The 14,480-nt window shown below is 73.2% G+C and carries 12 protein-coding genes and 1 pseudogene; 9 read left to right on the forward strand and 4 right to left on the reverse strand.

Annotated elements, in window-relative coordinates; translation table 11 throughout:
- Positions 1-6: 6 nt before the first annotated feature.
- The 6 genes from E4N63_RS06405 to pssA all read left to right on the forward strand — a co-directional run bounded on the left by E4N63_RS06405 (position 7) and on the right by pssA (position 6,403).
- Entirely contained in the window at positions 7-2,028 is a 2,022-nt protein-coding gene (locus E4N63_RS06405; RefSeq protein WP_125625471.1) for a protein meaA, read from the forward strand.
- Entirely contained in the window at positions 2,025-3,005 is a 981-nt protein-coding gene (locus E4N63_RS06410) for a CoA ester lyase (protein WP_125625470.1), read from the forward strand. The genes E4N63_RS06405 and E4N63_RS06410 overlap by 4 nt, the downstream gene beginning before the upstream one ends.
- 4 nt (positions 3,006-3,009) lie before the next feature.
- Positions 3,010-3,522 (forward strand): MaoC family dehydratase, encoded by a 513-nt coding sequence (locus E4N63_RS06415; RefSeq protein ID WP_230240180.1) that lies wholly within the window; start codon positions 3,010-3,012, stop codon positions 3,520-3,522.
- Positions 3,522-4,727, forward strand: coding sequence for an acyl-CoA dehydrogenase family protein (locus E4N63_RS06420; protein ID WP_125625468.1), 1,206 nt, complete (start codon positions 3,522-3,524; stop codon positions 4,725-4,727). The genes E4N63_RS06415 and E4N63_RS06420 overlap by 1 nt, the downstream gene beginning before the upstream one ends.
- Before the next feature lie 190 nt (positions 4,728-4,917).
- Entirely contained in the window at positions 4,918-5,565 is a 648-nt protein-coding gene (locus E4N63_RS06425) for a phosphatidylserine decarboxylase (protein ID WP_125625467.1), read from the forward strand.
- A 55-nt stretch (positions 5,566-5,620) separates the two neighbouring features.
- Complete coding sequence (gene pssA, locus E4N63_RS06430; RefSeq protein WP_370739361.1) at positions 5,621-6,403, forward strand: CDP-diacylglycerol--serine O-phosphatidyltransferase; 783 nt, start codon at positions 5,621-5,623, stop codon at positions 6,401-6,403.
- Between the two features lie 133 nt (positions 6,404-6,536).
- Here the strand turns inward: pssA and E4N63_RS06435 are convergent, their stop codons facing one another.
- Both E4N63_RS06435 and E4N63_RS06440 read right to left on the reverse strand, forming a co-directional pair.
- Positions 6,537-7,694: a glycerate kinase gene (locus E4N63_RS06435; RefSeq protein ID WP_230240181.1), complete on the reverse strand. Its 1,158-nt coding sequence runs from the start codon at positions 7,692-7,694 to the stop codon at positions 6,537-6,539.
- A 179-nt stretch (positions 7,695-7,873) separates the two neighbouring features.
- Positions 7,874-9,844 (reverse strand): heavy metal translocating P-type ATPase, encoded by a 1,971-nt coding sequence (locus E4N63_RS06440; protein WP_230240182.1) that lies wholly within the window; start codon positions 9,842-9,844, stop codon positions 7,874-7,876.
- 94 nt (positions 9,845-9,938) lie between these two features.
- Between E4N63_RS06440 and E4N63_RS06445 the strand changes: the two genes are divergently transcribed.
- The 3 genes from E4N63_RS06445 to E4N63_RS06455 all read left to right on the forward strand — a co-directional run bounded on the left by E4N63_RS06445 (position 9,939) and on the right by E4N63_RS06455 (position 11,880).
- Positions 9,939-10,325 carry a metalloregulator ArsR/SmtB family transcription factor gene (locus E4N63_RS06445; protein ID WP_125625465.1) on the forward strand — a complete coding sequence of 129 codons (387 nt, stop codon included), beginning with the start codon at positions 9,939-9,941 and terminating at the stop codon, positions 10,323-10,325.
- Positions 10,326-10,417: 92 nt separating this feature from the next.
- Positions 10,418-11,017: an NUDIX hydrolase gene (locus E4N63_RS06450; protein WP_125625464.1), complete on the forward strand. Its 600-nt coding sequence runs from the start codon at positions 10,418-10,420 to the stop codon at positions 11,015-11,017.
- Positions 11,018-11,115: 98 nt separating this feature from the next.
- A complete protein-coding gene (locus E4N63_RS06455; RefSeq protein WP_125625463.1) occupies positions 11,116-11,880 on the forward strand; it encodes a Sir2 family NAD-dependent protein deacetylase in 765 nt (254 codons plus the stop codon).
- 179 nt (positions 11,881-12,059) lie between these two features.
- On the opposite strand, the gene E4N63_RS06460 is transcribed toward E4N63_RS06455, so the two are convergent.
- Positions 12,060-12,620, reverse strand: a complete 561-nt coding sequence (locus E4N63_RS06460) for a methylated-DNA--[protein]-cysteine S-methyltransferase (RefSeq protein WP_230240183.1) — start codon at positions 12,618-12,620, stop codon at positions 12,060-12,062.
- A 92-nt stretch (positions 12,621-12,712) separates the two neighbouring features.
- Positions 12,713-14,301: pseudogene (locus E4N63_RS31425) on the reverse strand (AlkA N-terminal domain-containing protein).
- Between the last annotated feature and the right edge of the window lie 179 nt (positions 14,302-14,480).

Raw genomic sequence — 14,480 nt, forward strand, 5'->3', positions numbered from 1 at the left:
TCACCGATGACTGAGCGTCGCAAGGATCGTCCGTGGCTGATGCGGACCTACGCGGGGCATTCCACCGCGGAAGCCTCCAATGAGCTCTACCGGCGGAACCTCGCCAAGGGCCAGACCGGCCTGTCGGTCGCGTTCGACCTGCCGACGCAGACCGGCTACGACCCCGACCACGTCCTCGCCAAGGGCGAGGTCGGCCGGGTCGGGGTCCCGGTCTCCCACCTCGGCGACATGCGCCGGCTGTTCCAGGACATCCCCCTGGACCGGATGAACACCTCGATGACCATCAACGCCACGGCCATGTGGCTGCTGGCGATGTACCAGGTGGTCGCCGAGGAGCAGGGCGCCGACATCACCAAGCTGTCCGGCACCACGCAGAACGACATCGTCAAGGAGTACCTCTCCCGGGGGACGCACGTCTTCCCGCCCGGGCCGAGCCTCCGGCTGACCACCGACATGATCACGTACACGGTGGCCAACATCCCCAAGTGGAACCCGATCAACATCTGCAGCTACCACCTGCAGGAGGCCGGCGCCACCCCGGTCCAGGAGATCTCGTACGCGATGTCCACGGCGATCGCCGTGCTCGACGCGGTGCGCGACTCCGGCCAGGTGCCGCCGGAGAAGTTCGGGGACGTCGTCGCCCGCATCTCCTTCTTCGTCAACGCGGGCGTCCGCTTCGTCGAGGAGATGTGCAAGATGCGCGCCTTCGGCCGCATCTGGGACCGCGTCACCCGCGAGCGGTACGGCGTCGAGAACGACAAGCAGCGCCGCTTCCGCTACGGCGTCCAGGTCAACTCCCTCGGCCTCACCGAGGCCCAGCCGGAGAACAACGTCCAGCGGATCGTGCTGGAGATGCTGGCCGTCACCCTCTCCAAGGACGCCCGCGCCCGCGCCGTCCAGCTCCCCGCCTGGAACGAGGCGCTGGGCCTGCCCCGGCCCTGGGACCAGCAGTGGTCGCTCCGCATCCAGCAGGTCCTCGCCCATGAGTCGGACCTGCTGGAGTACGAGGACATCTTCGCCGGATCGCACGTCATCGAGGCCAAGGTCGACTCCCTCGTGGAGGAGTGCCTGGCCGAGATCGAGCGGATCCAGGAGATGGGCGGCGCCATGGCCGCCGTCGAGTCCGGCTACCTCAAGTCCCAGCTCGTCGCCTCGCACGCCGAACGCCGCGCGAAGATCGAATCCGGCGAGGAGAAGATCGTCGGCGTCAACTGCTACGAGTCGACGGAGCCGAACCCGCTCACCGCCGACCTCGACACCGCCATCATGACGGTCGACCCGGAGAACGAGGCCCGGGTCGTGGAGGCCCTGCACCGCTGGCGCGACGACCGCGACGAGGCCCGCGCGCAGGACGCCCTGTCCGCCCTCAAGGCCGCCGCCGCGGGCGACACCAACCTCATGCCCGCCACCCTGGAGTGCGCCCGCGCGGGCGTCACCACCGGCGAGTGGGCCTGGGCGCTGCGGGACGTCTTCGGCGAGTTCCGCGCCCCCACCGGCGTCGGCAGCGCCCCGCTGGCCGTCGCGGCCGAGCAGGGCACCCCGCTCGCCGCCGTCCGCGCCAAGGTGGCCCGCACCGCCGAGGAGCTCGGCAGCGGCAAGCTGCGGCTGCTGGTGGGCAAGCCCGGCCTCGACGGGCACAGCAACGGCGCCGAGCAGATCGCCGTACGGGCCCGCGACGCGGGCTTCGAGGTGGTCTACCAGGGCATCCGGCTGACCCCCGAGCAGATCGTCTCCGCGGCCGTGGCCGAGGATGTGCACTGCGTCGGCCTGTCGATCCTGTCGGGCTCGCACGCCGAGCTCGTGCCGGACGTCGTGGAACGCCTCCGCCGGGCCGGCGCCGCGGACCTGCCGGTGATCGTCGGCGGGATCATCCCGGGCGCCGACGCGCGGGCGCTCCGCGAAGCCGGGGTCGCCGCCGTCTTCACCCCGAAGGACTTCGGGATCACGGAGATCATCGGCCGCATCGTCGACGAGATCCGGATCGCGAACAAGCTCGACCCTCTCGACCTCCAGGAGGACCACGCATGACCGCCCCCGCCCCCGCCGCCGGCGAGAACCGTCTCCGCCCGCGCCGCTCCTGCCTGGCCGTGCCCGGCAGCAACCCGCGCTTCCTGGAGAAGGCCCAGGGGCTCCCCGCCGACCAGGTCTTCCTGGACCTTGAGGACGCCTGCGCCCCGCTGGCGAAGGAAGGCGCCCGGCACACCATCGTCGACGCGCTGAACAACGGCGACTGGACGGGCAAGACCCGGGTCGTGCGGGTCAACGACTGGACCACCCACTGGACGTACCGCGACGTCGTCACGGTCGTCGAGGGCGCCGGCCCGAACCTCGACTGCATCATGCTGCCCAAGGTGCAGAGCGCCGACCAGGTGGTCGCCCTCGACCTGCTGCTCACGCAGATCGAGAAGACCATGGGCTTCGAGGTCGGCCGGATCGGCATCGAGGCGCAGATCGAGAACGCCGCGGGCCTGGTCAACGTGGACGCGATCGCCGCCTCCTCGCCGCGCGTCGAGACCATCATCTTCGGCCCGGCCGACTTCATGGCCTCCATCAACATGAAGACCCTGGTCGTCGGCCAGCAGCCGCCCGGCTACCCGGCCGACGCCTACCACTACATCCTGATGCGCATCCTCATGGCCGCCCGCATGCACAACCTGCAGGCCATTGACGGACCGTTCCTGCAGATCCGCGACGTGGACGCCTTCCGGGAGGTCGCCGGCCGCTCCGCCGCCCTGGGCTTCGACGGCAAATGGGTGCTCCACCCCGGCCAGGTCGAGGCGGCCAACGAGATCTACTCCCCCTCGCAGGAGGACTACGACCACGCGGAGATGATCCTCGACGCCTACGAGTGGTGCACCTCCGAGGCGGGCGGCAAGAAGGGCTCCGCCATGCTCGGCGACGAGATGATCGACGAGGCCAGCCGCAAGATGGCGCTCGTCGTCTCCGGCAAGGGCCGCGCCGCCGGCATGACCCGTACCACCACGTTCACCCCGCCGGAGGCCTGATCCCATGCAGTTCGGACGCACCTACGAAGAGTTCGAGGTCGGCGCGGTCTACAAGCACTGGCCCGGGAAGACGGTCACCGAGTACGACGACCACCTCTTCTGTCTGCTCACCATGAACCACCACCCGCTCCACATGGACGTCAACTACGCCGAGAAGACGACGGACTTCGGCAGGAACGTCGTGGTGGGCAACTACATCTACTCGCTGCTGCTCGGCATGTCCGTACCGGACGTCTCCGGCAAGGCCATCGCCAACCTGGAGATCGAGTCGCTGAAGCACGTGGCGCCGACCTTCCACGGCGACACCGTCTACGGCGAGACGACCGTCCTCGACAAGAACCCGTCCCGCTCCAAGGACGACCGCGGCATCGTGTACGTCGAGACCAAGGGCTACAAGCAGGACGGCACCCTCGTCTGCGTCTTCCGGCGCAAGGTGATGGTCCCGACCGCGAAGTACACCGAGGCGCGCGGGGGCGAGCAGCCCGGCCGCCCCCAGCTCAAGTCCCAGGAGAAGTGATGAGCCGTCTCGCGCAGACCCACGGCCTGACCGACGTCCAGCAGGAGATCCTCTCCACCGTCCGGGACTTCGTCGACAAGGAGATCCTGCCGGTCGCCACCGAGCTGGAGCACCGCGACGAGTACCCTACGCAGATCGTCGAGGGCCTGAAGGAACTCGGCATCTTCGGCCTGATGATCCCCGAGGAGTACGGCGGCCTCGGCGAGTCGCTGCTCACCTACGCGCTGTGCGTGGAGGAGATCGCCCGCGGCTGGATGAGCGTCTCGGGCATCATCAACACCCACTTCATCGTGGCGTACATGCTGAAGCAGCACGGCACCCAGGAGCAGAAGGACCACTTCCTGCCCCGGATGGCGGCCGGCGAGGTGCGCGGCGCCTTCTCGATGTCCGAGCCCGCGCTCGGCTCCGACGTGTCGGCCATCTCCTCCAAGGGCGTCAGGGACGGCGACGAGTACGTCCTCAACGGCCAGAAGATGTGGCTGACCAACGGCGGCACCTCCACGCTCGTCGCGGTGCTCTGCCGCACGGACGAGGGCCACCCCGAGGGCACCGCCCCGCACAAGTCGATGACGACCTTCCTCATCGAGAAGGAGCCGGGCTTCGGCGAGGTCCGCCCGGGCCTCACCATCCCCGGCAAGATCGACAAGATGGGTTACAAGGGCGTCGACACGACCGAACTCATCATGGACGGACTGCGGATTCCGGCCGACCGCGTCCTCGGCGGCACCACCGGACGTGGCTTCTATCACATGATGGACGGGGTCGAGGTCGGCCGCGTCAACGTCGCCGCCCGCGGCTGCGGTGTCGCCCAGCGCGCCTTCGAGCTGGGGGTTTCCTACGCCCAGCAGCGCACGACCTTCGGCAAGCCGATCGCGCAGCACCAGGCGATCCAGTTCAAACTGGCCGAGATGGCCACCAAGGTCGAGGCCGCCCATGCGATGATGGTGAACGCAGCACGCAAAAAGGACTCCGGGGAACGGAACGACCTCGAAGCGGGCATGGCGAAGTATCTCGCCTCCGAATACTGCAAAGAGGTTGTCGAAGACGCTTTCCGGATTCACGGTGGCTATGGCTTCTCCAAGGAGTACGAGATCGAGCGCCTGTACCGAGAGGCGCCGATGCTGCTCATCGGAGAAGGCACCGCCGAGATTCAGAAAATGATCATTGGCCGCCGTCTGCTCGAGGAGTACCGGTTCCAGGGGTGATCGCAGTGGATCGCTCCGCTTCGGTGCCGATTTCTCCCTCGGCGGGGATCACGAAAGCTCACCCGGGGTGATCACTGTTCGGACATCGACTGAGCTTCTGGCTTGCCCAGTTGCCGCTCGTAACCGATACCATCCCGGAAAGCCGCCGTCCCCAGTCGAAGCGCGGCATCATCCGCTACGAAGGTCATCCATGCCCCACAGCCAACCCTCTGCACCACGCGGCCGGGTCCGCCTCGCGCGCGGCGCGTCGCCGTGGCTCCTCCCGACCGTGGCCACCGCGGCCATCAGCCTGTCCCGCGCCCGGCGTTCCGGGCGCGCGGCAGCGGTCGCCGTGCCCGCCACCGCTCTGGCGGCGGGCATGCTGTGGTTCTTCCGCGACCCCGAGCGCGAGATCACCCAGGGCAGAGTGATCTCGCCGGCCGACGGTGTGGTGCAGAGCATCATGCCGTGGAAGGACGGGCGCACCCGCGTCGCGATCTTCATGAGCCCGCTGAACGTCCACGTCAACCGTGCCCCGCTCGCCGGCACGGTGACCTCCGTCGAGCACGTCCCCGGCGGATTCGTCCCGGCGTTCAACAAGGAGAGCGAGAACAACGAGCGGGTGGTCTGGCACTTCGACACCGAGCTCGGCGACATCGAGATGGTGCAGATCGCCGGCGCCGTGGCGCGCCGCATCGTCCCGTACGTCACGCAGGGCACGAAGGTCGAGCAGGGTGAGCGCATCGGCCTGATCCGCTTCGGTTCGCGGGTCGACGTCTACCTCCCGGAAGGTGTCGAGGTGGACGTCGAGGTGGGCCAGGCCACACAGGCAGGGGTGACTCGTCTTGACCGTGATTGATTCCCGGGCGGAGAGTTCGTGGGTCCCGGACGCCGAGGCGGACGAGGACGACGACATGCCGCTGTCGACACGCCTGTCGATAGCGGACGCTCTCACCCTCGGCAACGCCACCTGCGGCTTCCTGGCGGTGTACTTCACCACCACCGGCGTGCTCATCCCGCACATCACGGGCAGCGAGGTCAGCGGCATGGCGCGGCACAGCGCCGCGACGGCCGTCATGCTGATGCTGCTCGCCTCGGTCTTCGACCTCTTCGACGGACTCGTGGCGCGCAAGCTCCGCAGCTCGGCGATGGGCGCGGAGCTGGACAACCTCTCCGACCTGGTCAGCTTCGGTCTGGCGCCGGCGTATTTCGTCGTGGTCTGGGGCATGGTCGCCAACGACGCCCACCAGCTGATGTCGGCGGTGGCCGCCATCGTGGTGCTGCTGGCGGTGGTGCTGCGGCTGGCGCGGTTCTCCTGCGTCACGCTGCGGGACGGGATCTTCCAGGGGATGCCCTCCCCGTTCGGGGCACTGACCGTCGTGTCGATCGTGCTGCTGGAGCTGCCGTTCTTCCCGACGCTGCTGGCGATCATCGGGGTGGCCTGGCTGATGGTGAGCCGGGTGGAGTATCCGAAGCCCCGGGGCGCGCTGGCGGTCGCCATGCTCGCCTGGATCGCCGCGAGCATGGGCATGCTGGCGGCCTGGGCGTTCGACTCCCCCGGCGGCCAGCTGCTGCTGCAGACGGGCTGCGCGCTCCAGGTGGTCCTGGGCGCCGTCATCCCGCTGTTCGCCACGGCGCGGCGGGTGAACACCTTCCGCGGCAACCGGCGCGAGGCCCGCGCGGCCCAGCTGCCGTAGGACCCGCTTTCCCGCCACGACGCCCGTGGGCCCGAGCACTCCGCTCGGGCCCACGGGCGTTTCCGGATCCCGCGCCGGATCCCGCGCCGGATCCCGCCCCGGGCGCGTCCGCGGGCGATTCCGCCCCGGCGGCCTATCCGGCCGGCAGCCGGTCGGCGGCCAGCCGCTCCCCCACGCGCACCAGGAGCGGCCCGGCGCGGTCGATGCAGACCGCCGGATCGGGCTCCAGGTCGGTGAGCGCGTAGGCGTGCTCGATCCCGGCGGCGGCGAGCTGCCCGGGAGTAAGGGCCAGCCGTCCGCAGACGGCCACCACGGGCTTCCCCGCGGCCCGCGCCGCGGCGGCCACGCCCGCCGGGGCCTTGCCGTGCAGCGTCTGCTCGTCCAGCGAGCCCTCGCCCGTGACGACCAGGCCGGCCCGGTCCAGGGCGGCACCGAAGCCCAGCACCTCCAGGAGCACCTCGATCCCGGGCCGGAAGCGGGCCCCGAGCACGGCCAGGGCCCCGTAGCCGACGCCGCCCGCCGCTCCGGCCCCCGGGGCGGCGGCGCACTCGGCGGCGCGCGGCCCGAGCACCCGGTGCAGCACCGTGGCGTAGTGGACGAGGGCGTGGTCCAGGACCCGCACGTCCGTCTCGGTCGCGCCCTTCTGCGGCCCGTAGACGGCGGCGGCGCCGCGGGGCCCGGTCAGCGGGTTGTCGACGTCACTGGCGAGGATCAGATCCGTCGCGGCGAGGCGGGGGTCGAGGCCGGACAGGTCGGCGGACGCCAGCTCCCGCAGCCCGCCGCCCCCGGGCGGTACGGGCTCGCCGGCGGGGGTCAGAAAGCGGGCGCCGAGCGCGGTGAGCATCCCCGCGCCGCCGTCGGTGGTGGCGGAGCCGCCGACACCCAGGACGATCTCGCGGGCCCCGGCGTCCAGCGCGGCCCGCAGCAGCTCACCGGTGCCGAAGGTGGTGGCCGTGCGCGGGGCGAAGTGTCCGGCGGGGAGGTGCCGCAGCCCGGACGCCTCGGCCATCTCGACCACGGCGGTGGAGCCGCGGAACGCGTAGCGGGCCGTGTGCGAGCCGCCGAGCGGCCCGGTGACGACGGCCTCGCGCCGCCCGAACCCGGCGGCGAGGGCGGCGTCGACCGTACCGTCACCGCCGTCGGCGACGGGCAGGGCCTCGATCCGCGCCCCGGGAGCGGCCCGGTGGATGCCCTCGGTGAGATACCGGGCGACCTCGGCGGCCGTGAGCGAGCCCTTGAACTTGTCGGTGGCGATCAGCACACCCGCCGCCGCCCCTGCGGTGTCCGGCACCGTGCACCCCTTGCTTCCGTACGGACGGTGGTGACGCCGTGACCCTACCCGCGCCGGACCCGGCCGCCCATCCCGCGCCGGCCGACGGGACGGCGCGTCGGCCGGGCGCGGCAGCCGGTTCACCCGTGGCGGGACCGGCCCGGGCCGCCCGGGGCGGGGCGGCACGGGGTGGGGGCTGCTCAGGCGGTGGCCTCGGCGGGACCGGTCCAGGCGGACTCGCGCAGCAGGCGCAGGCCGTTGAGGCCGACGATGACGGTGGAGCCCTCGTGTCCGGCGACGCCGAGGGGCAGCGGCAGCGTGCCGATCAGGTCCCAGGCGACCAGGGCGGTGATGAACACCCCGGCGATGCACAGATTCTGGACGACCAGGCGGCGGGCGGTGCGGGAGAGGCCGACGACGGCGGGCAGGGTGGCCAGCTCGTCGCGGACGGCGACGCCGTCGGCGGTCTCCAGGGCGAGGTCGGATCCGGCCCCGCCCATGGCGATACCCGCGTGGGCGGCCGCCAGGGCCGGGGCGTCGTTGACGCCGTCGCCGACGACGAGCACCCTGCGGCCCTCCCGCTCCCATTCCCGCACGGCGGTCACCTTGTCCTGCGGCAGCAGGCCGGCGCGGACGTCGGTGATGCCCACCTCGGCGGCCAGGTGCCGCGCGGCACGCTCGTTGTCACCGGTCAGCAGCACCGGCGTACGGCCGGTCAGGCGGGTGAGCGCGGCGACGGCGGCGGGGGCGTCCGGCCGCAGCCGGTCGGCGATCCCCAGCACTCCGGCGGGTTCGCCGTCGCACAGGACCACCACCGCGGTGCGCCCGGCGTCCTCCAGCTCCCGCACCGCCGCGCGGGCCGCGTGCGCCCCCTCGGGCAGCAGACGGGAGGGGAGCCGGCCCGGACGGTGCGGCCGCCGACCGTGGCCCTCACCCCTGGCCGGGGTGGAGGTGAAGCGGGCGGCGGGGCCAGGGGCAGGGGAGCGTTCGCGGGCGGCGCCGACGACGGCCCGGGCCAGCGCGTGCTCGCTGGGGTGCTCGGCCGCGGCGGCGAGGGCGAGCAGGCCCTCCTCGTCCAGGCCGCTGCCGGGCAGGGGGCGCAGGTCGGTGACCCGGGGGCTGCCCTCGGTGAGGGTGCCGGTCTTGTCGAAGGCGACGGTGTCGGTCCGCCCGAGGCGTTCCATGACGACGGCGGACTTCACGAGCACGCCGTGGCGGCCCGCGTTGGCGATGGCGGAGAGCAGCGGCGGCATCGTGGAGAGCACCACCGCGCAGGGCGAGGCGACGATCATGAAGGTCATCGCCCGCAGCAGCGCGGGCTGCAGCGCCTCGCCGAAGGCGAGCGGAACGCCGAAGACGGCGAGGGTCGCGATGACCATGCCGACCGAGTAGCGCTGCTCGATCCGCTCGATGAACAGCTGCGTGGGGGCCTTGGTCGCGGATGCCTCCTCGACCATCCGTACGATCCGGGCGATCACCGAGTCCGCCGGGGCGCGCCCGACGCGTACGCGCAGGGCGCCGGTGCCGTTGAGGGTGCCGGCGAAGACCTCGTCCCCGGCCTGCTTGGCCACTGGCAGGGGCTCGCCGGTGATGGTGGCCTGGTCGACGTCGCCGGCTCCGTCGAGGACCCGTCCGTCGGCCCCGACGCGCTCACCGGGCCGCACCAGGATCGTGTCCCCGACCTCCAGTCGTGCGGCCTCGACACTCTCCTCGGTGCCGTCGGGCAGGAGCCGGGTGGCGGTGGTGGGGGAAAGGGCGAGCAGGGCGCGCACGGAGTCGGCGGTGCGGGCGGTCGCGACCGCCTCCAGGGCCCCGGAGGTGGCGAAGATGACGATCAGCAGCGCGCCGTCGAGGACCTGGCCGATCGCGGCGGCGCCGAGCGCCGCGAGGATCATCAGCAGGTCCACGTCGAGTGTTCTGTTCCTGAGGGCCCTGCATCCCTCCAGGCCCGGCTCCCAGCCGCCGGTGACGTAGACGGCGGCGAACAGCGTCCCCCACAGCCACGCCGGGGCGCCCAGCAGATACGGCGGGAGGGCGAGAAGGAACAGCGCCAGGGCCGCGAGCGCCCACCGGGCCTCCGGCAGCTCCAGGACGCGCGTGCGGCGGCGCGGAAGGTCGGGGCGCGGCCGGGCGGCGGCCGGTGCGGGCCGCCGGTCCAGGAGTGAAGACATGACGGGGCAACCCTCCACGGGTGGTCGGGGCAACGGCCTTCACCATACAGGAATACATGAACAGCTCTTCATGTGTCGCCGGTATGATGGCCCCATGGGCCACGGAACCGACGCCACCGGCGGCATCACCACGCGCGAGCGCCTCGACGCGGTCGGCGCCGCCGACGTCGCCGCCACCCTCCAGGCCCTCGCCACCCCCTCACGGCTGCACATCCTGGCGCGGCTGCGGGAAGGGCCCTGCTCGGTGGGCGACCTCGCGGAGGCCGTCGGCATGGAAGCCTCGGCCTGCTCCCACCAACTGCGGCTGCTGCGCAACCTGGGCCTGGTCACCGGCGAGCGGCACGGCCGCTCCATCGTCTACGCCCTCCACGACGACCACGTCGCCGGACTCCTCGACCAGGCCCTGTACCACGTCGAACACCTGCGCCTGGGCCTCAGCGACGCCCCGGCCGATGTCCCGGAGAGCGCCGCGACGATGTGAGCAGGGCCGGGCAGCCGCGGCTTCCCGGACCAGCGTCCACCCACGTTGACGGCCCGCGCTGTCCGTTCCATCGGAGCACTACGCTCGGGGAAATGACCACCACCGACACTTCCGGGACCGAGACCGCCGAGACCGCCCGGACCACCGCGAGCGCCTCGACCGCCGCCGCCGAGGCCACCGGGGCCACCGCCGACTACGCCGCCTACATCGCCGGTCTGCCCAAGATCCTCGCGGGCGCCGCGGCGCTCTTCCAGGACGCGCGGGGCCACGTCCTCGTCGTCGAGCCGAACTACCGCGACGACGACCGGTGGATCTTCCCCGGCGGCACCGTGGAGTCCGACCTGGGCGAGACGCCCCGGCAGGGCGCCCGCCGCGAGACGGCGGAGGAGATCGGCCTCGACGTGGAGCTCGGCCCGCTGCTCGCCGTCGACTGGGTACCGGGCACGGGCCGCCCGCCGATCGTCTCGTACCTGTACGACGGCGGGGTGCTCGACGAGCAGCAGCTCGCGGCCATCCGGCTCCAGGAGGAGGAGCTGACCGCCTGGCGGCTGGTGCACCCGGACGAGCTCGGCCGCTACCTGAGCCCCGACATGGACCGCCGCGTCCGCGCCGCCCTCGCCGCCCGGGCGGCGGGCCGCTGCCCGGTGGAACTGGAACACGGCCACGAGCCGGGAGGCGCGCTCGGCGGCTGACCGCCTGTCCGGCAGCCGGGGGCCCGGCACGGGGCCGAGCCCGCGGCCCGGTACAACCCGCTCGCGGAGCCGTGTTCCCGCTGCGTACCCTCGGGCGCATGAGCAGCGGCAACGGCAGTGGTGCGGAGCGGGAGCGGCCTCTGGTGGCGGTTCTCAGCGGGGCCGGGATCTCGACCGATTCGGGGATTCCCGACTACCGCGGCCCGGGCGGGCTGTGGCGGCGGGACCCGGAGGCACAGAAGCTCGTGACCTACGAGTACTACATGGCCGACCCCGAGATCCGGCGCCGTTCGTGGCGGATGCGCCGGGACAGCACCGCGCTGCGCGCCCGTCCGAACGACGGCCACCGGGCCGTCGCGGAGCTGGAACGGTCCGGGGTGCCGGTCCGGGTGCTCACTCAGAACGTCGACGGGCTGCACCAGATGGCCGGGATGCCCGGCCGCAAGGTGCTGGAGCTGCACGGCACCGCGCGGGCGGTGCGCTGCACCCGGTGCCACGCGCGCTCCTCGATGGAGGAGGCGCTGGAGCGGGTCGCGGCGGGCGAGGATGATCCGCCGTGCCGGGCGTGCGGCGGGATTCTCAAGTCGGCCACGGTGATGTTCGGCGAGCGCCTGGACCCGGAGGTGCTGGCGCAGGCGACGGCGATCGCGAAGGCGTGCCGGATCATGGTGGCGGTCGGGACGAGCCTCCAGGTGCAGCCCGCCGCCTCACTGGCCGGGACGGCGGCGCAGCACGGCGCGCGGCTCGTCATCGTCAACGCCGAGCCCACGCCGTACGACGAGCACGCGGACGAGGTCGTGCGGGAACCGATCGGCACCGCGCTGCCGCAGTTGCTGGGCCGGATCGCGGAAGAGGGCGTGTAGGGCCGGAGGAAGCCCCGGCCGGACGCCGTGCCCCAGCCCGGGAGCGCCCGCGGGCCGGACGCCGGGACCGGTGGACGGCACCGGACCGTCGGGCGGCGCGGAGCCCGCACCCGGGGCACGGAGCCCGCTGCCCCGCTCCCCCGGGTGGGCTCCGTGCGTCCCGCCCTCCCGGCCGGCCTTCAGAAGAGGACCGCGTGCGCGGGGGCCGGACCGGACGCGTCCGAGTCCGCAGCCGGGACCGGGCCCGGGCCCGGGAGCGCGCCTTCCAGGGCCAGCAGGTGGCGTTTGCGGTCGAGGCCGCCGCCGTAGCCGGTGAGGCCGCCGCCCGCGCCGATCACGCGGTGGCAGGGGACGATGATGCCGATCGGGTTCCTGCCGTTGGCCATGCCGACGGCGCGGGAGGCGGTCGGCCTGCCGAGCACGCCGGCGAGTTCGCCGTAGCTCAGCGTCTCGCCGTACGGGATGTCGCGCAGGGCGGCCCAGACCCGCTGCTGGAAGGGCGTCCCCGCCATGTGGAGCGGCAGGCCGTAGTGCGGGCGCTCCCCGGCGAAGTAGGCGTCGAGGAAGCGGACGGCTTCACCGAACGGGGTGGCGCCGGGGCCGGCTGGGCTGCCGAAGGTCTCGTCGGCGGGGCGGTGGCGCTGGCCGGTCATGTAGAGACCGGAGAGGACCCCGTCGGTGGCGACCAGGGTCAGCGGGCCGACCGGGCTGTCGACGACGGTGTGGGTTCGCTGGGGCATCTCGCTTCGTTCCTCCGTAAGGGGGCCGGTTCGTACCGTACGGGCCGGGGTACGGGCTGCGGTCGGGCGGATCGGGCGGCTCCGGGGCCGCCTCATCCGGTGGGCATGTGGTTGATCGGGTGGTCGTCGGTCGCCCACAGGTACTGGACGGCGTACGCGCGCCAGGGGCGCCAGGCGGCGGCGCGGGCGGTGAGCGCGGCCGGGGTCGCGGGGAGGCCGCACGCGGCGGCGGCGCGGCGCAGGCCGAGGTCGGTGGGGAGGAAGGCGTCGGGGTCGCCGAGGGCACGCATCGCGATGGTCTCGACCGTCCAGGGGCCGAATCCGGGGAGCGCGGCGAGGCGTTCGCGGGCGGAGCGCCAGTCGCTGCCGGGATCGAGGGCGAGGTCACCGGACGCGAGGGCGCCGACGAGGGTGGTGAGCGTGGTCCGGCGGCTGCGGGGCAGGGCGAGTTTCTCCGGGTCGAGGCCGGCGAGCGCCTCGGGGGCCGGGAAGAGGTGGGTGAGGCCGCCGCCCTGGGGGTCGTCCACCGGGTCGCCGTGCGCCCGGACCAGCCGCGCCGCGTGGGTGCGGGCGGCGGCCGTGGACACCTGCTGGCCGAGCACGGCCCGTACGGCGAACTCGGCGGCGTCCACGGTGCGCGGCACCCGGCGTCCGGGCGCCTCGCCGACGAGCGGTGCGAGCACCGGATCGGTGCGCAGCAGTTCGTCCACGGCGACGGGGTCGGCGTCGAGGTCGAGCAGGCGACGGCAGCGGCTGATGGCTCCGGTCAGGTCGCGGGGGTCGGTGAGGGAGAGCCGGCAGGCGATGTGGCCGGGTCCGGGGCGCAGGGTGACGACCCCGTGCCCGTAGGGGAGGCGGAGGGTGCGGCGGTACGCGCCGTCCCGCCACTCCTCGACGCCGGGCACGGCGGTGGCCGCGAGGTGGCCGAAGAGGTTGTCGGGGTGGAGCGGTGTCCGGTAGGGCAGCCGGAGGGTGAGCGTGGCGGGAGCGGGGGTGGAACCGGGGCCGGGGAGCCCGGCGCCGGGGCGCGGGCCGGGTGGTCCCGGCCCGCGGCGCCGCCCGGAGCCGGGCCGGTGCAGGCGTCGGTACGGGCGCCGGGGCGTGCTCCGGCACGGCCGCGGCCGGCGCGGCTGCGCAGTTCCGTCGGCGCGAGCGCGAAGACCTCCCGCACCGTCTCGTTGAACGCCCGGATACTGGCGAAGCCCGCCGCGAACGCGATGTCCGCCATGGGGAGTTCACTGGTCTCGATGAGGAGCCGGGCGGTCTGGGCGCGCTGGGCCCGGGCGAGCGCGAGCGGTCCGGCACCCAGTTCGGCGTGGAGCTGGCGTTCGATCTGCCGGGTGCTGTAGCCGAGGCGGGCGGCGAGGCCGGGGACGCCCTCCCGGTCGACGACACCGTCGGCGATGAGGCGCATGGCGCGGGCGGTGAGATCCGCGCGTTCGTTCCACTGCGGCGAGCCGGGGGTGGCGTCGGGGCGGCAGCGCTTGCAGGCGCGGTACCCGGCCTGCTGTGCGGCGGCGGCACTGGGGTGGAAGGTCATGTTCTCGGGCTTGGGGGGCACGGCCGGGCAGCTCGGACGGCAGTAGATGCCGGTGGTGCGGACGGCGGTGAAGAACCAGCCGTCGAACCGCGCGTCCTTCGACCGCACGGCCCGCACGCAGCTCTCGGTGTCGGTGTGCATGGATCCAGCATCGGTGACGGCGGAGCGCGGCACTGGCGGATTTCCGACATGAGCCTTCCCGGACCGGGCCCGGGAGGATCCCGGTACGGGAAGCCCGCCGGCGCCGCCCTCCGCCCACCGGGGCCGCTCCCGGCCATGACACCGGTCCCACCCGGCCCTGCCCGGCCCCACCCCACCGC

Source organism: Streptomyces sp. MNU89 (genome assembly GCF_020982505.1).
GTDB classification, from domain to species: Bacteria; Actinomycetota; Actinomycetes; order Streptomycetales; family Streptomycetaceae; genus Streptomyces; species Streptomyces xinghaiensis.

Coding starts and splice junctions, on each gene's coding strand:
- E4N63_RS06420 (WP_125625468.1), top strand. CDS start 3,522: ATGAGCCGTCTCGCGCAGACCCACGGCCTGACCGACGTCCAGCAGGAG.
- E4N63_RS06410 (WP_125625470.1), top strand. CDS start 2,025: ATGACCGCCCCCGCCCCCGCCGCCGGCGAGAACCGTCTCCGCCCGCGC.
- E4N63_RS06455 (WP_125625463.1), top strand. CDS start 11,116: ATGAGCAGCGGCAACGGCAGTGGTGCGGAGCGGGAGCGGCCTCTGGTG.
- pssA (WP_370739361.1), top strand. CDS start 5,621: ATGCCGCTGTCGACACGCCTGTCGATAGCGGACGCTCTCACCCTCGGC.
- E4N63_RS06415 (WP_230240180.1), top strand. CDS start 3,010: ATGCAGTTCGGACGCACCTACGAAGAGTTCGAGGTCGGCGCGGTCTAC.
- E4N63_RS06445 (WP_125625465.1), top strand. CDS start 9,939: ATGGGCCACGGAACCGACGCCACCGGCGGCATCACCACGCGCGAGCGC.
- E4N63_RS06405 (WP_125625471.1), top strand. CDS start 7: ATGACTGAGCGTCGCAAGGATCGTCCGTGGCTGATGCGGACCTACGCG.
- E4N63_RS06450 (WP_125625464.1), top strand. CDS start 10,418: ATGACCACCACCGACACTTCCGGGACCGAGACCGCCGAGACCGCCCGG.
- E4N63_RS06460 (WP_230240183.1), bottom strand. CDS start 12,620: ATGCCCCAGCGAACCCACACCGTCGTCGACAGCCCGGTCGGCCCGCTG.
- E4N63_RS06425 (WP_125625467.1), top strand. CDS start 4,918: ATGCCCCACAGCCAACCCTCTGCACCACGCGGCCGGGTCCGCCTCGCG.
- E4N63_RS06440 (WP_230240182.1), bottom strand. CDS start 9,844: ATGTCTTCACTCCTGGACCGGCGGCCCGCACCGGCCGCCGCCCGGCCG.